The organism is Spiroplasma corruscae (assembly GCF_002237575.1).
Classification (GTDB): Bacteria; Bacillota_I; Bacilli_A; order Mycoplasmatales; family Mycoplasmataceae; genus Spiroplasma_A; species Spiroplasma_A corruscae.
This window is the reverse complement of sequence record NZ_CP022535.1, coordinates 435778-458021: the sequence shown is the minus strand read 5'-3', so window position 1 is coordinate 458021 and position 22244 is coordinate 435778. Positions and strand designations below refer to the sequence as shown.

Here is a 22244-nt window from a genome sequence, read left to right as displayed (position 1 = left end):
ATATCTTTTTTAATCTTTAATTAAAGTTTTTTGTTAATTGTATAATAGGTTCAATGTTTTCAAAATTATCTGATATTAATTTTTCCCTTTCCTTTTCGTATTCTAAAGAAGTTTGTTCTGTTTTTAAACCAATATATTGATTATGATTATATAAATCAAAAACAGATTTTAAATTTGGGTCTTTTACAAATGTTTGAAATGCTGATCTTAGAGTACTAACAAGAGTTTCATTTACAGTTTTTCTAGAATACATTATTCCATCATTAGGTATACCAGTCGTTGATGCAATTACAATTGAGTTTTTAAAAGCTGTTTTCATATCTGCAACATTTCCTTTTAAATCATATCTTATATCGCCATAACCAACTGACATTTTTACATCTCCATTTATGCTAACTAATCTTGCAGCATCTGGATAACCATTTTGTCTTGAACTATTTTTATAAACATCTCTAAGGTTTTCATCTGATAAACCTAAAGATTTTTTCATTCATAATAATGGGTACAACACTGAACCACTTGATGTAAGGCTTTTTCCCATTGATAAACCTTTACCAGCTGATAATATAAGGTTTTTCATTACTTCTTTATCTTTTATAAATTCATCTAATGATTTTGAACTATAGCTTGTATTATTATTTTTCTCACTTTCTAATCAACTTTTATTTGCAAATACATATGATCGATAATAACTAACCATATTGTTTTTATCGAATAAAGTATTACTTACATTGTCTACGGTTAAATCTAATTTATCAGAATTTTCTTCTTCATTTAAATTAAGATTATCACTTAGTAATTTATTATAATTTAATGCTAACCCACTTAAATCTTCAAACGATAAGTCTTGTTTTGAAGCTTCAAAGTCTGAAAAATCATCTCCTACTTTAAATTTATCGTAATTAGTTTCAGCGTTTAAACCATTACGAGATGATATCAATAATACACCTGCATCCTTATAAGTTCCATCATCATTAGATGAACCTCTGTATGATGCATAAGTATTAACCGGTAAAAAAGCTAAATCTGACTTACCATTTTTTAGCGAGCTTCCAGCGGCTTCATAATCAGTGGCTGTTGTTATTTTTACAGGTTTATTAAAAGTGCTATCTTTTTCCTTCAAATATTTTTGTAATGCCTCTTCTAAAGGTTTAATAGTATTTTGTATATCAGTTGCATTAACTGATGGTATAAATACAATGTCAAAAGTATTTCTTGTAGAATCACAAGATATAATTGTTGTTACTGGCAAAGTACAAATTGATAAACTACCAATGATTGTCAATAATTTTTTCATTATTCCTCCGTAATATAAATATTTGTTTACTTATATTATTTATATATTTAATAATGTAATTAATAGCTTTTAGTATATTCTTAATCTACGAATTACAACTTTATTATATATATAAATAATTAAATACCTTGGATATTTATTAAATTTCTAAACTTATAATATAGTTAAAATATTAATGTTTATTATATATAATTATTTAGGAGTTGAAAGTAATGATAAGTTTATTTAAAACAGATAGTTATAAATTAGATCATAAAGATCAGTACCCTGATAAAACAACATTTTTATTTGCTAATATTACACCAAGAAGTTTTAAAAAGTTTGATGAAGAGTACAACTTTTCTAATGATAAAATTGATTATATATATTCATATGGAGTAGAATATACTTTTAAAAAATTATTCGAAGACTGAGATTATAATTTTTTTAGACTAACTTGAGAAGAAATAATTAATGAAATCGAGGAAATGAAATCATACACAAACATAAAATTTACAAGCGGTATGATTGATGATTTTAAATACCTACATGAAGAATTGAAATCATTACCAATAGATTTTTTAACATTAGAACATCACGAAAAAGAAATTGAGTCTAAAATTAAAATAAAAGAAAATACTCCTATTGCTCTTTTATGAAATACACACCCTAGATTTTATTGATTAGTTAGCTATATTGAAACTTGATTAATTAGTGAAATTTGACCAATTATTACATCAGGGAATGTAAGCTACCAATTTAGAAAATTAGCTCAGAAATATTCTCATATAACTTGTGATGATGATAGTCATATAGATTATCAATTCCACGATTTTTCCCAAAGAGGTATTTGTACAAACTATGGTGCTATCAAAACAGGAATTGGTCATTTAATGAACTTTGTTGGAAGCGATAATTTACCTAGCATAAAGGAGCTATATAAATATAAAGATTATTTTGGAAATTTTAGTAGAAAGATTCTTGGCACAAGTGTTTATGCAACAGAACATTCAGTTATGTCAGCAGGATTAAAAGAAAAAGAATTTATTACATATGAAAGATTAATTGATTTATACCCAAATGGAGTACTATCAGTAGTTAGTGATACTTGAAATATATTTAATGTTTTAGAAGTATATTTACCAAAGCTAAAAAACAAAATTATTGCAAGAAATGGTAAATTTGTAATAAGACCAGATTCATTAGACCCGTTAGAATTAATAGCTGGTAAAAAACAAATAAATTTAAATGAAGAGTTATTCGAAAGTGAAAAACTTGGAATTATAAAATATATTGATACAATTTTTGGTCATAAAATCAATAGTAAAGGCTATAAAATACTTAACGAGAAAATAGGAGTTATACTTGGCGACAATATAAATTATAAAAAAGCATTGTGCATTTTTAAAGAATTAGAGAAAATGGGTTACGCTTCTAGTAATGTTGTTTTTGGTATTGGTGCTTATAATTATTCTTGGAGTATAAGAAGAGACTCATTAAGCATGGCCCAAAAAGTTACATTTGCTAAAATTGATAATAAAAATTTAATGATACAAAAAGCACCTTATAAAGAAAATAATAAAAAATCAAGATTAGGCTTAATTAAATTCAATTTTATTAACGAAAATAATGAATGAAGTGTAACAATAAATGATGGATTATCACTTTATGAATGAAAAGACTCATTATCAGAAGAAAAACTAATAAAAATAAAATGATTGTTTTAAAAAAATAAGTGAGAAATCACTTATTTTTAATATGTATTTTTATTATCTTCACCTTTTACAATGTTAACTCCACCACTAGTTCCAAGTCTATCTGCACCACTCTTTATCATTTCAAGTGCATCTAAAGTAGTTCTTACACCACCAGCCGCTTTAACTTTACAATTATCTTTAACAGTCATTTTCATTAGTCTAACATCTTCAAATGTAGCTCCACTTTTTGAAAAGCCTGTTGAAGTTTTAACAAAATCAAGTCCAGCCTTGACAGCTAATTCACAACATTTTATTATTTCATTTTTAGTTAATAAGCAGTTCTCTAAAATAACCTTAACAATGTTTGAACCTGCTGCTAATTTAATTGCTTTCATATCATCATATACATATTCTCAGTCTTGATCTTTTACTGCTCCGATATTTATTACCATATCTATTTCACTTGCGCCATCATCTATTGCCTTTTTAGTTTCTAATACTTTTACTTCTGTAATATTTGCTCCTAATGGGAAACCAATTACAGTAGTTATGCCAACATTACTATCTTTTAGGTATGATATAGCATCTTTTATTCTATATGGGTTTATGCAAACTGTCGCAAAATTATATTCTAATGCTTCTTCACATAATTTTTTAATTTCTTCTTTAGTTGCATCGGGTTTTAAAATTGTATGATCTATATATTTACTTAGTTTTTTCATGTTTTACCTTCTCTGATCTAATTCTATTCTATTTAGAGTATGTAATGCTTCTAATGATATATTCATTAAATTATCCCTTAGAGTAAAATCATTATCATTAATCATTTTTGAAAATACTGCTAATTCATATACAAGATTATTATCATCAGTTTCATAGTCTATTTCTTTAGGGTTATCATTATCATCTGATAAGTATATTTTTATATCTTTAATATTTATTGCATCTGTAAATGTAAGCGTAATACTATCAGATAAAATTTCATTTTGAATAATACCGTTAGTCACTTTACTGCAAGTAATGTTTACCAGTACTCCACATTCGTGTTTCAGAATTACAATATCATTTAATCCACTATTATTTTCAAGTTTTTGCCCTAACGCTTTAACAGACTGAACTTTACCAAACAGAGAAACGCTTAATTCAACTGGATAAACTAACATATCATATGTTGAACCTCTACCTAAATTATAATCAAATATATTATCAATAACTCCATTTTTTAAATTATTAATTCTAGAAGTTATTCTATTAAGATTTAAGTTCATCATAAAAGGCTGGTGTGTTTTGGTAAAATCAATTAAATATTTAAACTGTGGTAAATGTATTGTCTTGTAAGCTTCCATAAATATAACTTTATTTTTAATTGCAATCTCTGATAATTCAACAGCTTGTTTGTAATCAAGTGTTAATGGTTTTTCTAATAATACATGTTTTTGTTGTAATAAAAAGTATTTTGCTTGTTCATAGTGCAAACCATTAGGTGAAGCAATATAAACTGCGTCAGACTCATCTATTATTGTTTCAAACTTGTTTGTAGCTACAGCATAAATTGAATATTTATTTATTAAATCTCTTGCTTTAGCTTTATCTCTTGAATAACAACAAGAAACTTTAAAACTTCCTGACTTTATTGCTGCATCAATAAATTGTTCAACGATTTTTGAAGTACCTATTGTTGCAATCTTAATCATCTTTATCATCTCCATCTTTAAAAGGATTAATATTACTATCGAGTTTTTTAGGTTTTGTTACCGAATTATTGTTTTTTGTATTTTCTTTTAACTCATTTTCAAATCACAAACTGTTTATAATTTGTTGTTCTTTCATTCTTGTTAAACCTTCGAGTATAGAACAAGTTATACTGAACATTACTTGTATAGAAAGTACACTTATTGAAACGGCTAATAGATTAATATTTTTTATATATATTGAAGAAATAGTAAAAATTGATAAAATTACCGAAACTAAAATTAAAGAAACAGAAATATAAAGGAATAACTTCTCTTTCTTTGAATAAATATATTTTGTTTTTTTATTAATATTAATTCTGATTAACAAAAAAGCAATAAAGCATACTAATCCAAGTGTTACTAAGAATATAGTTATGGCCAAATAGGTTTTGGTTTGAATAAATAAAGTAACATCTTCTTTTTGCTCTTTTAGAATTTTTATTAAGAGAAGAAAACTTGCAGAGTATAAAAATAAGAAACCAATAGTAAATAAAAATTTTATTATAATAAAACTTTTTGGATTTATGTTATTTTTCATAAATTAATTTACCTTCAACAAATGTTTTTAGTACCTTTAAATCTTTACTTAGCATTACTATATCAGCTTTTTTGTTGACACTTATACTTCCAGTTACATCATAAATATTTAGTTGCTTTGCAATATTTATTGATGTCATTTTGATTAAATCATTCATTTCTAAATTTTCAATTGCATTATAAAATGTTCTTACGTTATGATCATAAGTTGCTCCAGCTCCAGCTAGTACTCCACTTGATTTTAGACATACTTTCATACCTTCTTTAACAACTTCTAAATTGCCAAGCTTATAATCTCCATCAGGTAAACCTTTTGCATTCATAGCATCTGTGATTATACAAATATTATTTGGACCTTTTACTTTATATATAAATTTCAATGTATCAGTTTTTATATGAATTCCATCACTAATAACTTCACATAAAATATCATCTCTATATAATGCATAAGCTGCTAAACCTGGTTCATATTGAGACACACCACTCATTCCATTAAATAAATGTGTTACATGTCTAAACCCTATTTTATAATCTTTTTCACAATCACTAAAACTTATATTGGTGTGTCCTGCACTTGGAATAATATTATTTTCAATTAAATATTTTGTAAAAGTTCCATCTTGGAGGTCTGGTGCATAAGTTATGATTCTAATTGTATTATCAGAAACCTCTATTAATTTTTTTAATGTATCTAAATTTGGATTTTCTAATAATGATAATTCATGTGCACCTTTTTTCTCAGCTGAAATAAAAGGTCCTTCAAGGTGTACACCTAAACATTTGGCATATTGCTTTGTTTTATCTTTTATAAATTCTTTAAAATTATTGAAATATTTAACATTATTTTCAAATGAATTAGTCACACTGCCTTGAACGTAAGTTGTGATACCTTCTTTTACAACTTCCTTAGAGAACTTTTCATAACCTTCTATTGTCCCTGTTTCAAAATCTACACCATATCCACCGTGAACGTGACAATCAATAAAGCCAGGTACTAATCATGAATTATTTGCATCAATTCCATCCAAAGTAGTAGAACCTTCATTTATAGATTTTATAATACTTCCTTCTATTTCAATCCATCCGTTTTGAATTATATTATCTTCCAATACAATTTTTGCATTTTTGATTATCATTATTAATCCTCCATCAAATATATTTTAATTTAATTTCACCTTAAAATAAAAAAAAAGATAAAATATAAATTTTATCTTTGTTGAAGTTTCACAAAACCAAACTCTGCAAATACAGATGAAGTAATTGTAGCAAAAGGAATTAATGAAGAAACTGAAGAATGAACTTGAATTTCTTCTTTGAATAAAATTCATATTGTTAATTGTAATAAAATAACTGTAAATATTAGAATCATTATTTGAAGAAACATTAATAAGTTATAATTAAATCTTCTAATTTTAACAACTCTTGACATTCCAATTATTAATGGAATAAAAACAAGTGGTACTATAATAATTGAAATTACTGTTAGAGTTATTTGAAAACCATCATTGTATGGGTGAACTAAACCAGGTGAGATAATTGTTATAATAAATGAAGCAGCTACAATTCATAGTCATATATTTTTAAGTATTAGTGAATAAAATTCACGTTTAGAATCAATTCTAATATTTTTTAATCACATTCTAAATTTAGAATGTGAACTATTTCTTGAGGAAATAAATGTAGCAATTCAAATTGAACTAAACACTACAAACATAATACCAACAGTTGGTAAAAATATTGTCCCAAAGACCAATGAAACTACTAATAATGCATAGTTAAAATCGTCTCCTAATATTGAACCAACATTTTCATAATTAATCCCAAAGATATAACCTTTTGCTAATACCCTTAGTAATGAAATTGCAGAGAATGTATCGAAAAATTCATTATCAAACTTATCTTTTAATGCTTGGATTTTTTTAAATTCTACTTCAAGAAATGAGAATAAAATAATTGAAATAAATGCAAAAGCCAATAATATAAAGAAGGTTACGTACATTCCTCATTTACCAACTCTTTTTGCAAATTGGTATTTATAATCACGTCTTATATTGTGAATTATTAATGTAAAAATAAATATTAAAAGAAATAATCCAAAGAATGAGAAAAATAATGGTAGTAGATATACTCAAAATAAAGAAAAAATAATAAAGTTTAGTGAATTATTAGTTAATATTGATAAAAAACCTTTATAACCAAATATAAAATATGATAAATCATATGGGTTACTAATATTTTTACTAGTACTTTCATCAATGTTTGAATAACTTAACTCTTTATTAATATCAATCAATGAACTGAATGAAAGACTAACAATCAATACTATTAAAAACAACACTGCAAAAACTATAAAAGTTAATAAAATCCCTTTTTGTCTCATAAAAATACCTCTCCAAAAAACTGAAATTGATTAAAAAATCACTATTAATATTTTACATTTTTATTATGGTTTTAAACTAATAAATTCAATTTGTTAAAAATTTTCTAATTTGTAATTAATGTATTCTATAAGAGTTGTTTTTCTTGATTCCCTTAAGAAGCTAGCACATTTAATAAAAGTTTTTTCATTTGATAATATTACAAGATTTTTTTTAGCTCTAGTAATAGCTGTATAAATCATTCTTTTATCAACGAAACTTAAAGTCGATCAATTACTTGCATCCAAAACAAGTATTACATTATCATATTCACTACCCTGAGTTTTATGGATTGAACATGCATAACTTAAGTCAAGATTTTTTATTAAATCCACTGAGACATTAATATCTCTTAAACAAAAATCAAGTGATATATTAATCTTTTCTTCTACCTTAGTTATTGATTTAATATAACCAACATCTCCATTAAATAACATTAATTTAATATTATTTTCATTAAAGATTACCTTATCATTATTTTTAAATTGAGAATTTCCCTTTTTAACTTTTACACCAGAAGAATTGTTTTTAAAACTTTGTATATAATTATTTAAATTATTAATTCCTAAGTTATTTTTATACATTGGTGCAATAACTTGTATTCCTGTAATTGAGTCTTCAAGTTTATCAGGGCAATATTTAATATAATAATCTTTTAGTTTTTCTAATAATTTATTTTCGTCTTCATCATAATCAAAAATTACATTTTTATATCCTTTTAAACTTAAATCTTCTACACCATTTCAAACTGAATTTGCAAATACTGGAATATCATTTTCACTTGATTGTCTGTTATTAGCAACTAGGTATTCTGTTTTAAATTTTTTACTTTTAATAAGATCTTCATATAAGTTACCATATTCAACACTTGGTAATTGATTTATATCTCCAATTAGAACTAACTTTTCAATACCTTTTACACCTTTTAAAAGTTTTGAAAATAATTGATTTCCTAATATTGATGATTCATCTATTACTATTAAATTTGTATAAATTGGATTTCCTTCATTGACATCAAACATATTATTACCAGTATATTTTAAATATCTATGTATTGTTGACGTATACAAAGAATTCGAATCTTCTTTTATTCTTGATGCAGCTCTACCTGTTGGTGCTAATATAGAATAATCATTTTTATTTTTATTATATAAAATTTCATATAACCTAACTATGGCATGAATCAAAGTTGTTTTACCAGTTCCCGGACCACCTGTTATTATTAAAATATTATTATTTACAAAACTTAATAATGAGTTTAATTGTTCTTTATTAAATTTAAAATTATCTATTTTTTTTATTATCTTAAATTCATCTTCTATAATTTTTATTTTATCTAATACATAATCTTCATCGAATTCATTGTCTTTCTTAAGTTTTAAAATATTTATAAGTTTTTCTGATATGCATTGCTCTTCTTCGTAACTATCCTTTGTATAAATTTTTTGATCTTTGAAATATAAAATAGTTTCATTTTTTGCATATACTAATTTATTTATTATTTCTTGAAAAGGAACAGTATAATCTAATAAATTTTCTTTGTATAATACACTCTTTATTTTTTCTATATCTGTGTATGTATCACCACTATTGAACAACATATTTTTAACAACACTATGAACTAATCAAGATATTCTTTTTTCGCTTAATAGCTCTTCACCAAAAGCAAGTGCTACTTTATCGACTTCACTAAAAGGAGTTAAATTATTTTCATAAGCAAATTTATAGAAGTCATTTTTTAAAACCATTTCAATATCTTTATAGTTATTGAAATTTTTATTTAGCTTATAAAAAAAATCTAATTTTAAATTTTTTTCTATAAATAAATCTATAAAACTATTTTTTAATTCAAATAAAGTATCATACAATATTTTTGCTTTTACACTATTCATTCCATCAATATCAATTAAACTATCTTTGTTTAATAAAATTTTATTAATTACATCTGTTTTAAAATGATTTACTAAATTAGTTGCAAGACCTTTTCCAATTGTTGGGAATAGAGAAGAACTTAAATACTTTATTAATGAGTCAGGGTCATTTTCAAAATCCTTAACTGTAATAATATTTATTACTTTAAAGTTTACTTCATTTCTTGAGCTATCATTGAACTGTTGAACACTTATTTCATATAGATAATCTTTTTTCATATGAGAAATATCACCAATTATCTTAATTATTTTTTTGGGATTTTCAAATAAACTAAAAAGAGCAACACCAAAACCTGATTCTGAACTAAAAATATATTTATAAATTTTTCCTTTAAACTTTTTCATAAATTCCTTATCTCTTTAGTTTGTGCTTTTCTATATCTAATATCTTAATAATGTTTTTTATAAACTTAGAAGTTTCAATTGCAGTTTTATAATTAGTTAAACTCGATAAATCTTTTACTAATTTTTTATCGGGTTGTAAACTTATGTTTGATACGTTATAAATATTTTTTATATTTTTTTTAGAATTTCTAAAACTATTTTTTAGATTATTTTTATAAGAAATATATTTGTCATTTGAGATTAGTTTTTCATATTTTATATATTGTTTTTCAAACAACTTTGTTTGTTTAATATTAGTACTTTTTACTATTTTTAAACTTTGTTTAATATTTTTTATACTCATACCAACTTCTTTTTTGTATACTTTAAATAAATCAATATTACCTTTTAAATAATTTTTTTTCTTTTTTTCTAATATTAAATCTATTATTATTTTAAATTGTTCTTTATTTGATATTGCACCGTCAATGATAATTTTTTTAGAGTCCGCGATTTCAAACTCCATAAATAGTAGATTTAAAAGTTTTTGTTTCTCTTGATAATTTCTAGAAAGTTCAAAATATTCATCATTATATTTATAATACTTATTATAATCGATTTTCTTTAATCAATCTATTTTCATCTCTAGATTATTTATTCTTTCTATTCTTTCATTATCATCAGTTTCAACTCATATTAAAATATCTCTTTTAAAAAAAGCACTTTTATAAAACCAACTTATTGAACCATCAATAATAAAATCATTATTATTTAAAATTAAATCAGCATAATCATCAGTAACTTTTTGATAATCGTTGTAATACATGTCCTCTGCACAAAAGTATTTAATGTTTAATTTTTTTGAAATGTATTTTGCAAGAGAAGTTTTCCCAGAAAACGGTTGTCCTATTACTTGGATTATCATAATAATCTCCTTTATATTTTTAATATATTTATAATTATATATTCGTTAAAAAATAAATAATATGTGTAAAAAAAATAAAAGCATTATAACAGATCATCAATATCGATTTTTAATTCTTCTGTATTTAAATCTTCGCTTTTATTTTCAGATTGTTTATTATTATTTGAATCACTTGGTTTATTAATAACTTTTATTATTTTTTCATTATTTTTATGAACTATATTTTCTTTTTTGGTAATATCTTGTTTAGATTTTAATGGCTTTATGTTTCCACTATCTCCAGAATTATTACCACCATTATCGTCATCTCCAGATTTAGGAGGAATTGGGATATCATTGTTTTTAACAATAAATGATTTTTCTAAAGTTGTTGTTACAATATTAGTCATATCCAAGTCTTCTGGAACATCTTCAAGATCAGCATACTTAAATGTTTTTACATTAATTTGAGTTAAATTATCTTCATCATCTAGAATATTTAATGTATCTTTGTCTTGAACGTTATATAAGAATGTTGCAAATTCATCTCTCTTTTTATTTCATGGGTATAATCTCACACCACGTTTAGGTCTTGCCATAAGAGGTACTAATTCTTGTTTAACTTTTTTAATATTACCTTTATTAGTTAATACTAATATATCGCCTTGTTTATCAAAAGCCTTACCAGCAATTATATAATCATCTTTAACAACAGTTGATTTTACACCTTTTGCATTTTGTCCTGCACTAGGTATCTCATTTATATCATATCTCACTGCAAAACCGTTTTTTGTTAGCATAGTCACATATCTAGTTTTTGAAGTAACTAATGAAGCTGATACTAATTCGTCACCTTCTTGCATTTTCATAATCCTAAATGCTTTTGAGAACATCTTAGTTTCTAAGTCCTCAATAGGCGTTCTTTTAATCATACCTTTTCTTGTAGCTAATAAAATTTCTTGTTTTGCATTTTCAAACTTTTTAACAACGAATGCCGCTAATATTTTTTCAGATCCAGATATAGTTGCAACTTCATTTAAATGCATACCAATTTCTTTTCACTTACTTGGATTAATTTTATATACTGGAATCGAGAAATATGTCCCTGCACTTGAAACTAAAATAATATAATTTAAACTTGATGCTGGGAATTGAGCGATTCAAATGTCATTGGGTTTTCTTTTAAACTCAGATATTGGAAACTTACCTAAATGAGCATCATCAATCGCTTTTAAATAACCATCTTGTGAAACTCAAACAGTATAATCTTTTTCAACTATTGTTTTTTTAATTTCAACATCGATATTTTCAATTTCATCAATAATCTTAGTTCTTCTAGGAATACTAAACTCTCTCTTAAATTCATTTAACTTACTTATAATTTCATTATTAAGTACTGATTGATCATTGATTATTGATTTAAGTTTTTCAATTAAACCAGTTAGAAAATCTTTTTCTTCATTTAATTTTACAATATCTGTTGAGGTTAATCTATATAATCTTAAATCAACTATAGCAATAGCTTGATTTTCTGTAAATTCAAATGCGTTAATTAAGTTTGTTATCGCATCACCTCTATTTGCAGAATTTCTAATAATTTGGATTACTTCGTCTAAAACTGAAATAGCTTTAACAAGACCTTCAATAATTTCTAGTCTTTTTTCTGATTTATCTAAATCAAATTTTGTTTTCTTTAAGAAAACATCTTTGTAGTGACCTATATAGGCTTTTATTATTTCAATAATACCAAGTTGTTTAGGTTGTTTATCAACAATAACAACATTATTATAATTATAAGATACTTGTAAAGATGTGTTTTTTAATAAAAATTTTCTAATAAAATCATAATCAGAATCAGGATTTAATTCGATTACAATTCTTAATCCAGTTCTATCTGTTTCATCTCTAACTTCTTTTACATCAAGCTGAGGGTTTGCTTCAACTACTTCACCAATTTTTCGAACTAAGTCTTGTTTTACAACTTCATATGGTATTTGATCAATTACAATTTTATCGTCTTCTGCAACCATTCTTGATTGAAGTATTACTCTACCTTTACCGGTTGTAAATGCGCTTTCAATTCCTTCTTTACCCATAGCTATACCACCAGTTGGGAAATCTGGTCCTTGTACAATTTTTGTAATATCACTTAATGTTGCTTTTGGTTTTTTGATCAATAATATTGTTGCATCAATTATTTCTCCTAAATTATGAGGAGGCATATTTGTTGCATAACCCGCTGCAATACCTGTAGAACCATTAATCAAAATGTTTGGAAAATAACCCGGTAAAACTGTTGGTTCTTTTTCTGAATCATCGTAGTTTGGAGCAAACAATACAGTATTTTTTTGTAAATCCTCAAGTAACACACTAGTTATTTTTGACAATCTTGATTCTGTATAACGCATAGCAGCAGCTCCATCACCATCAATAGAACCATTGTTTCCTTGCATATCTACAAGAGGCATATTAAGTTTTCACGATTGAGACATTCTAACTAAAGCTTCATAAACTGATGTATCACCGTGTGGATGATATTTACCAATTACATCTCCAACGATACGAGCGGATTTTTTATATGCCTTATCATGAGTTAGATTAATTTCATTCATTGTAAATAAAATACGTCTTTGAACTGGCTTTAACCCATCTCTAACATCTGGTAATGCTCTTTCTTGAATTATGTATTTTGCATAACGTCCAAATCTCTCGCTCATCAAATCTTCAAGAGAATAATCAATTATACCGTTCTTGTTGTTATCTGACATTAAAATACTCCTCCTAATTTAAGTAAAAATCAACTTCACTCATATCATTATCTAAAAAGTCTAGTATATTAAGGTTTTTGATAGTTGTTCTTCCTTCTTTTGTTAAAACTCAATATTTGGTTGAATCTTCAAGAGTAAACAATTTAGGATTATTTTTCGCTACTAGACTTCTTGCTAAGTCTAACATATTTTTTGAAACTTCTTCGTCTTTTCTTACTTGAGCATAGACTTTGTCCAATTCCCTAAGTCTATCAATTGAAGCGGTTATTACTTTTTCATTAATTCTTTTGGGAGTAACAATATTTTTACCAAAACCATTTGTTGCAAATGTAGAGTAAGTAATTATTTTATTAAATTCATTAAAATTTACAATATACCTTGGTATACCCTCTATTTTAACTAACTTTGTTTCACAACTTTTTATAAATTCAACTGATGACCTTATTCTTTCCAAGACTTTTGTTGGTGATGCGCCAATTATTTCAGCGAGATTATCATTACCAATTAATGCGGAACGTAAATTAATAAAAATTGAGAATATATCAAATCTAGTGGCTGCAATTTCCTTTTCAATTTCTCTTGTTCTAAGTAATATCGGTCCACTTGACGGATTTAAGTAATAAGAATCTGTAAATTCATCGTATATTAAAATTCCTACATGTGGTTTTGATAATTCTCTAGCTTTAGTTAACGATTCATTTGCTTTTTCAATAAATCTATTAAGAGTTTTCATCAGTCAATTAACTTCATTTAATTTATCAATATCGATTCTAATAGACTGCTCTGTAGATAATGAAGTCAAAGACATTTCTTCAGTATCATCAGTATTATGCATTTCAAAGTAAAGCGCAGTATCTTCTATTTCATAAGAAATACTAAAACTATTAAAAATATTGTATCTTTTAATATCTGAGTTTATCTTGTTATATTCATTTATTTTTTTTAATACAACATTTACTAATTTGTTATATTGAAATTCTTTAGCCACTTTACTCACCACTATTCTAATCGCTTATAATACTATAAGAACTCTATGTTTTCTTCTAATGTAAATTTAACATTTTCTTCAATTCATTCTTTTCTTTTATCTGAGTTGTCACCCATTAATGTTCTAAATGAATTTTCAGCTGCTAAACCATCATCAATTTTTACAAGGATTAATTTTCTTTCATCTGGGTCCATTGTAGTTTCTCATAATTGAGTTGCATTCATTTCACCAAGACCTTTGTATCTTTGAATTTCACATTTAGTTTTAGATTTTTTCATATGTGAAACTAATTCATCCTCAGTTCAAAGATATTTGAAGTCTTTTTTGTTAGAACTGGTAACTTTAAATAAAGGTGGTAAGGCGATGTATACTTTCTTATTAATTATTAAATCTTTCATATATCTATAGAAAAATGTAAGCAATAATGTTTGTATATGCGCACCATCTGTATCTGCGTCAGTCATTATAATAATTTTACCATAATTGATATCATTAACATCAAATTCACTACCAACACCAGCACCTATTGCATTCATAATTGTGACTATCTCTTCATTTTTTAGTAGGTCAATTAACTTTGTTTTTTCTGCATTAATAACCTTACCCTTCAATGGTAATATTGCTTGGAATTTTCTATCTCTTCCTGATTTAGCGCTACCACCCGCTGAGTCACCCTCTACTAGGAATAATTCATTAAGCTCTTTATCTTTACCTTGTGCAGGTGTTAATTTACCAAGCATTGTTCTTGATTTTGATTTATTTTTTTGATCTCTAACTGCTTGTCTTGCTTTTCTTGCCTCTTCTTTTGCTCTTCTTGCTAATAATGCTTTTTCAATTAATGAAATTGCTAATGTTTTATTTTCTTGTAATCAAAAATTTACACTAGTTTCAGTTATTTTTTCACAAACAGTTTTAGCTTCTGCTGTACCTAATTTACCTTTTGTCTGTCCTTCATATTGAATTAAGTCTTCAGGTATTTTTACAGTTACAACAGCTATTAAACCTTCTTTTATATCAGATGCATCAAGTTTTTTGTCTCTTTCTTTTAATATTCCTTGGTTTTTACCATATTCATTTAATACCTTAACTAACCCAGATCTGAAACCAATAACATGAGTTCCACCTTCACTAGTTTTAACATTATTTGCAAAACCTAAAACAGTTTCTGAGAACTCATCTGTATATAACATCGCAATTTCAACATCAATATTAGAATTGTTACCTTTTATAATAATGGGTGCAGTTAATGCTTTTTGTGTTCCTTTAAGTTCATTAACAAATTCTATTAAACCATTTTCAAACAGATACTCAACATATTTATCACTTCTATTATCTTTTAATGTAATTTTAAGACCTGAGTTTAATAATGCTGACTCTCTTAAACGTTCTGAAATAGTTGAAAAAGAGAACTTTGTTGATGAAAAGATTGTTTCGTCAGGTAAAAAGTTAACTATTGTTCCAGTTTGTTTTGTTGACCCTGTTTCTTTTAGTGGTTGAGTTAATTTTCCACCATTAGCAAACTTAATAGTTGAAATCTTATTATCTCTATAAATTGTAACTTTAAATTTACTTGAAAGAGCATTAACAACAGATGAACCAACACCATGTAATCCACCAGATGTTTTATATCCATCTCCACCAAACTTACCACCTGCGTGTAAAACAGAAAATATTATTTCAGGTGTTGATTTTTTTGATCCCTTATATTTACCTATAGGAACTCCTCTACCATTATCTTTTACAGTAATTGAACCATCTTTTTCAATTGATACATTAATCTCAGTACAAGCCCCTGCTAAAGATTCGTCAATTGAATTATCTACTATTTCTCATACCAAGTGATGAAGTCCACGTACATCGGTAGAACCGATGTACATACCCGGCCTTTTTCTGACCGCATCTAAACCTTCTAAAACCTGAATACTATCTTCGGTATAATTTAAATTATTTTCATTTGACATTTTGCCCCACCTATCATTTTAATAATTAAATAAAAACCTATTTAATTAATATTAGTCTTATATATATTAATATAAAAAATATTTTTGTCAATATAAATGTATTTTACCAATAAAACATAGAAAAAGAAATAATTATTTTTTTGATATAAATATAAAAAATATTGACATAGTCAATATTTAATAAATATTATAAAATTCTTCATTATCACTATTAAATGATTGAATACCTGTTATTACTCAATAAGGTTTATTGACGTCATTACTTACATTTTTTCATATTATTTTATATTTATGGTTAACTTTATCATATTTAACACCTTTTCCGTCATAACTTATTAATTCTTCATCTGATAAATTTAGTTGTTCTTTACCAAGTACTACACCAGATATTCTTGTTAAGTCAATTTTTGATTTTAAAGATTCACTTTTAGCATAATTATCTTGATAATTAACCAATGTTTGATATGGGTTAAAATTCTTTGGTACATTAACTTTTTCAGTTTGTTGATCGGCATTTGATTCCTTATCACCATTACCAGAATAATCAAGAACAAATGAAATTTCTCCATTTAATTCAGATGGATCTGTTACATTAATTTTTTTATCCTGAGTATTTCAATACTTGTCATCATAAATATATTGAAGAGCTTTTTCGTGAACATTTTTCATTGAATTGTTCACACCATCTCTTAGTTTATCAAAGAATCCATTTAATTCATTTACACCACTAATTTTTTTATCAGTCATAAACTTATAATAGTTGCTTAAAAATGAATCTTCTGTATATTTTTTGCTTGAAATGTCATAACCTAATTTCTTAAATAACTTAAGTTTTTCAGATCTTGTAATAGATTTAAGTGTTTTACCACTATATTCTTTTTCGATTTCTAAAATAAGATCCTTGGTTTCATTTTTGGATAATTCCTTATATGAGTCAGCCACCAAACTAAGTAGGTTCATACCGCTAGAACCATCATTACCAATTAAATTCGTCCAACCCTCTACTTCAATTCCACCGATTAATGAATTACTTATTATTGATTTATAAGATTCATAAAATGGTGAGTTAGGATTGATAAATAAACTTTTAGTAAAAAATATTTTTTCATTATCATCAAGATTTTCATGACATTTTTTAAGTTCGCGTAAAAAAGACTCAGTCATTTTCATTGTACTTATAGGGTCATTTTTATCACCATTTTCTTTATTATAGAATCTAGACACTCTAACTTTAGAAGCATCTGGTTTCATATATTGAGATATAGGGTTAACTATTTCTTTTTTATCTAATTTATTATTTAAAATATCTTCATTAAATCCCTTTCCTTTTAAATAAGTACAAAGTTTTGTATTATTTTGAATTGTATTTATAACATTTTGAACATTATATAACAAGCTAAAACCAGTAGACTGCATTAACAAATTTACTTTCTCACTATTATCAGCAAGCAATGGTGTTATTATGTTTGCAACTTGAAGTAAAACATCGACTCCAAAATCACTCTCACCAATACTATCTTTTAATGATGAAAAACTATTAATATATCCATTTAAATTTAAACTACCAGCAGTATTAGTTAATAATGATCCAACACCATTAAAATTCATATTATTTAGCTTTGATGAATAATCTTCTAGTATATTGGTTGACTCTGTTTTTTTCATTGGTTCAAACGAAAAACCCTTCGATTTATCATTAACCGTCTTTTTACTGTAATCACTTATTGATACTCTATTAGGTTTTCCAGTTGATAAAACTGAGTTATAAAATGAATAACCAGAGCTATTTGTACCTCCAGTAGTAACATTTGCACTTGAATATGTATTAGAAATGCCCGAAGTACCACTTGGATAAGCACCATCATAACCTTTACTCAATAAATAGTTTGTTAAAGCTCCTGTATCTTGGATACCTCACGATAAATTTCTTCTATTTTCATCAGTTGATAAGTTTAACTTTTTATTTAACCCTGCTAAAATACCTAATTCATTTTTATCATCCTTTTTATTAAATCCTGTGTCACCTTTTTCATTAAAAGAATCTTCAAAATACTCATTTTTTACAAAATCATTATAAAAATTATCATCATACATTCCCATTATATAACTGGCATACATTCCAGAATAATTATCCCCATTTATTTTATTTATTGAAGGACTCATTACATCTCTGAACTTGCTTATATAACTTAAAAAATTAATATTTTGATCATTATATTTGTATGATACTGGCATATTTAACATCACTGGTAATGGTGTTAAATACATTGATAAAATTTCATTAAGGTTGAAATTTAAGTTTTCATGCCTACTTGATAAAACAATTCTTGACATAAATTCTGCACCTTTTAGCATTTCATCTTGCATATTAGTCATATAGTCATCATTGTTTTTGTTGTTATTATCCTCAGTAGAGCTAGGATCACAAGAAATTATAGTTGATAAAGGTGTACTTAAAATTGTTATCACTAATAAAGAATTCATTAATTTTTTCATAGTTTTTCCTCCTATTTTAAACTATTTTTAATTTAATTCTTTATTAATCACTAATATCTATCAAAATATAATGTACATTAAAATAAACCAATCTAAAAAAAACTTTTTCTATAAATATTTTTACGAAAAATTTATATATTAGTTGATATACACTATTAAAACTAATATTTATCAATTTGTATGCAGATATGAAGATAGCAAAAAATACTTTAATTTCATAATTAATATTATTTAGTGAAGTATAAAGCGATAAACTTGTAAATACGTTAAATAATTTAATTAAATAATATATATTTATAAAAATTACTACTAATGCAATCATAAAAACAGTTCAGAATAATAAAAAACCTAAATAAAGTACTTTTGAATAATTATTCGCAAATATATTTGTGCTGGAAAAAATATATTTAATCGATAAATTATAGTTAAAAACACCATTAATGCCATTTATTTCATAATAAATAAATAATAATGTTACTAATAGTATTAATAGATAATTTATAATTATTAAATTATTTGATTCAATATGCTTTTTAATCTCGTATTTACTTATTTTAATATTATTATTAATAATAAACAGAAAGTAAAGTAAATGTAAAATCATTGTTATTGAATCAATAAAAATAAAAATTCTTATTATAGATGTATTTGTTAAAATAAATATTAAAAAGTTAGCAATTAAAAAAGCAACTATAAAAAAAGTTATTAACTTTTTTTTATAATTAATAAAAGTGTTTAAATTCATTTCTTAATTATATAAAAAAAATAAAAATTATTCAATAATTACTTTATTATAATTAGTAAATATTGAAAAACTCTTGACCATTTTCATTAAATGATTTTATACCCGTTACAACTCAATATGGATTATTTATGTCATTACTTAAATTTTTTCATACCACTTTATAATTGTGATTTACATTTTTATAATTCATAGCTGTACCATCATATTCCAATAAATCTTTTTGAGTTAGTTTTAATTGGTCCTTACCAAGGACTACACCAGATGTACGATCCATATCAATTAGATTCTTAATTTTATTAACATTTGGGTCATTCATTTGATGCTTAACTAATGTCTGATATGGATTAAAATTCATAGGAACATCAACTTTTTTAAGTTGCTGATCTGCGTTTGAACTTATATCACCCACTCCTGTATAATTTAATTCAAATTCTAATTCACCATTTATTTTGCTTGAGTCTGTGCTATTAATTTTTATGTTGGAAATATTCCAGTAATTGTCATCATAAATATATTGTAATGAATCTTTATATACATTTTCCATGTCATAATTTAATCCATCTTTAAGTATATCTAGCATAAAATCAAACTCAGAAACTCCTCTTATATTTTTATTGGTTATAAGATTATAATAGCTATCTAAAATTGACCCTTCTACAAAGTTGTTTTCAGCGATACTATAACCAAGAACACTTCTAAGTTTTGTAAATTCAGATTTTGATAATTGTTGTAATGATTTATTTTTATATATATCACTATTTTCAATCTCTAGTAATTGTTTACTTTTCTCTTTTTTAGATAACTCTTTATAAGAGTCTGATAAAAGGCTCAATAAGTTTATAATTCTTTCACCACCATTATCTAATAACATATCTCAGCCTTCTTGTGTTAAACCTTTTGCTCCAATACCCATTACATTAGGTTTTATTATTACTTCATAAGAATCTCAAAAAGGTGTTCTTTTATTTTTAAAGAACTTTTCAATAAACTCTTTTTTAATATTATTATCTTTTAAATTATCGCTAAATTTAACTAGTTCATCGATAAAAATACCTACTTGTTTTAGGTTTTCTAATTGGTCTTTAATAATGTCATTTTCTTGTTCATTATATATTCTTGTTATTTTAGCAGTTTCAACATTAGGTTTAGTTATGTCATTAGCTTTTACTTGAGGACGCTTATTAGTTTTATTATTCAGTATTTCTTGATTAAATCCATTGTTTATTAAAAATGCTGTTAAATCATCACTTTCTTGAATTTTATTAATAGCATTTTGAATATTATAAATTAGGCTGATTCCAATCATTTGTATGCTTGTATTAACTCAATCAATATCACTTGTTAAGATTGGTGTCAAAATATTTACAATATTTAATAACATACTAGCACCAAAATCAGTACTACTTACACCTTCGATTGAGGATACAAAATTATTTATATAACCATCAATATTTAAATTACTTGCTGTGTTCATTAAATCAATTCCATTTTTGTTAAATTCAATATTATTAATTTTTGGATAAGAAGAAAAGTTATCACTTTGGAATTTTGAAGTTTTAGCACTTTCGTATTTACCACTTTTTAACTTATCATTAATATCTTTGTAGATATCATTTCCATTTCAATATCCTTTTCCTTTTGAAATAACTGAATTATAATGAAGATAGCCTGATGAATTTGTACCACCACCATTAATATCTGGTTTTCCATGGAAAAATGTACTTAACCCATTAGTGCCATTATAATCACCTGGATATGATCCATCATAATCTAAATCTAATAAATAATTAGTTAGTGGCCCTGTGTCTTGAATCCCCCAAGATAAATCTCTTCTACTTTCTTCATTTGATAATTTTAAATTTTTGTCTAAACCTGAAAAATACCCCATCTCATTTTTATCACCAGGTTTATTAAAACCAATGTCACCATTCAAATTAAACGAATCTTCAAAGTAATTGTTTTTTAAAAAATTTGTATAAAAACTATCATCATACATTCCCATTACATAACTAGCATATGTTCCTGCAGAACCAGTTTTATTTAATTTTTGTATACTTGGTGCTAAGTAATTCCTATACTTATCTATTTTAGTACTAAAATTAACATTATTATTATTGTATTTAAATGAAGTTGGAATCATCAATGAAGTTGGTATTGGCGTTAAATATATTGATAACATTTCGTTTAAATTTATGTTTATATTCTCATGTCTACTTGAAATAATTAATCTAGACATGAATTCTGCACCTTCAACCATTTCTCTTTGAATGCTTGTTAAATTTAAATCATTCTTATTTGAGTTTTTATTTTTACCACAAGATACAGCAGACGTAAAAGGCATAGCAAAAATTATTATAGATGATAATATATTTAATATTTTTCTCATTTTATTTGCTCTTTTCTTATATTTATTATTACTAAAATTAAATTAATAATGTTTTTATGTAAAGATAAGCTAACTATGTCA

Annotated in this window: 14 protein-coding genes; 1 reads left to right on the top strand and 13 read right to left on the bottom strand. The window is 25.1% G+C overall.

Features of this window, described 5'->3' with window-relative positions; genetic code table 4:
- Positions 1-16: 16 nt before the first annotated feature.
- On the bottom strand, positions 17-1297 hold the full coding sequence (locus tag SCORR_RS02130) for a substrate-binding domain-containing protein (RefSeq protein ID WP_094048659.1): 1281 nt from the start codon (positions 1295-1297) through the stop codon (positions 17-19).
- 212 nt (positions 1298-1509) lie between these two features.
- Between SCORR_RS02130 and SCORR_RS02125 the strand changes: the two genes are divergently transcribed.
- Positions 1510-3003, top strand: a complete 1494-nt coding sequence (locus tag SCORR_RS02125) for a nicotinamide phosphoribosyltransferase domain-containing protein (RefSeq protein ID WP_094048657.1) — start codon at positions 1510-1512, stop codon at positions 3001-3003.
- Between the two features lie 26 nt (positions 3004-3029).
- Here SCORR_RS02125 and deoC read toward each other — a convergent pair whose 3' ends face one another.
- The 12 genes from deoC to SCORR_RS02060 form a co-directional block, all read right to left on the bottom strand.
- Positions 3030-3695, bottom strand: a complete 666-nt coding sequence (gene deoC / locus SCORR_RS02120; protein WP_094048655.1) for a deoxyribose-phosphate aldolase — start codon at positions 3693-3695, stop codon at positions 3030-3032.
- Between the two features lie 3 nt (positions 3696-3698).
- Complete coding sequence (locus tag SCORR_RS02115; protein ID WP_157705336.1) at positions 3699-4667, bottom strand: Gfo/Idh/MocA family protein; 969 nt, start codon at positions 4665-4667, stop codon at positions 3699-3701.
- Entirely contained in the window at positions 4660-5244 is a 585-nt protein-coding gene (locus tag SCORR_RS02110; protein ID WP_094048651.1) for a hypothetical protein, read from the bottom strand. Before SCORR_RS02110 ends, SCORR_RS02115 begins: the two co-directional genes overlap by 8 nt.
- Entirely contained in the window at positions 5234-6379 is a 1146-nt protein-coding gene (nagA, locus tag SCORR_RS02105) for an N-acetylglucosamine-6-phosphate deacetylase (RefSeq protein WP_094048649.1), read from the bottom strand. The genes SCORR_RS02110 and nagA overlap by 11 nt, the downstream gene beginning before the upstream one ends.
- Positions 6380-6450: 71 nt before the next feature.
- Positions 6451-7623, bottom strand: a complete 1173-nt coding sequence (gene scm1 / locus SCORR_RS02100) for a motility-associated protein Scm1 (RefSeq protein WP_094048647.1) — start codon at positions 7621-7623, stop codon at positions 6451-6453.
- A 93-nt stretch (positions 7624-7716) separates the two neighbouring features.
- Positions 7717-9936 carry an AAA family ATPase gene (locus SCORR_RS02095; protein ID WP_094048645.1) on the bottom strand — a complete coding sequence of 740 codons (2220 nt, stop codon included), beginning with the start codon at positions 9934-9936 and terminating at the stop codon, positions 7717-7719.
- 7 nt (positions 9937-9943) lie between these two features.
- Complete coding sequence (locus SCORR_RS02090) at positions 9944-10840, bottom strand: cytidylate kinase family protein (RefSeq protein ID WP_094048644.1); 897 nt, start codon at positions 10838-10840, stop codon at positions 9944-9946.
- 83 nt (positions 10841-10923) lie between these two features.
- Positions 10924-13587 carry a DNA topoisomerase IV subunit A gene (parC, locus tag SCORR_RS02085; protein ID WP_094048642.1) on the bottom strand — a complete coding sequence of 888 codons (2664 nt, stop codon included), beginning with the start codon at positions 13585-13587 and terminating at the stop codon, positions 10924-10926.
- A gap of 13 nt (positions 13588-13600) precedes the next feature.
- Positions 13601-14575 (bottom strand): hypothetical protein, encoded by a 975-nt coding sequence (locus SCORR_RS02080; protein ID WP_094048641.1) that lies wholly within the window; start codon positions 14573-14575, stop codon positions 13601-13603.
- Between the two features lie 32 nt (positions 14576-14607).
- On the bottom strand, positions 14608-16536 hold the full coding sequence (parE, locus tag SCORR_RS02075; protein WP_094048639.1) for a DNA topoisomerase IV subunit B: 1929 nt from the start codon (positions 16534-16536) through the stop codon (positions 14608-14610).
- Between the two features lie 177 nt (positions 16537-16713).
- The gene (locus SCORR_RS02070) at positions 16714-19032 is read right to left on the bottom strand and encodes a hypothetical protein (protein WP_094048637.1); all 2319 of its coding nucleotides are present in this window, start codon (positions 19030-19032) and stop codon (positions 16714-16716) included.
- 797 nt (positions 19033-19829) lie between these two features.
- Entirely contained in the window at positions 19830-22163 is a 2334-nt protein-coding gene (locus SCORR_RS02060) for a hypothetical protein (protein ID WP_094048633.1), read from the bottom strand.
- Positions 22164-22244 lie beyond the last annotated feature (81 nt).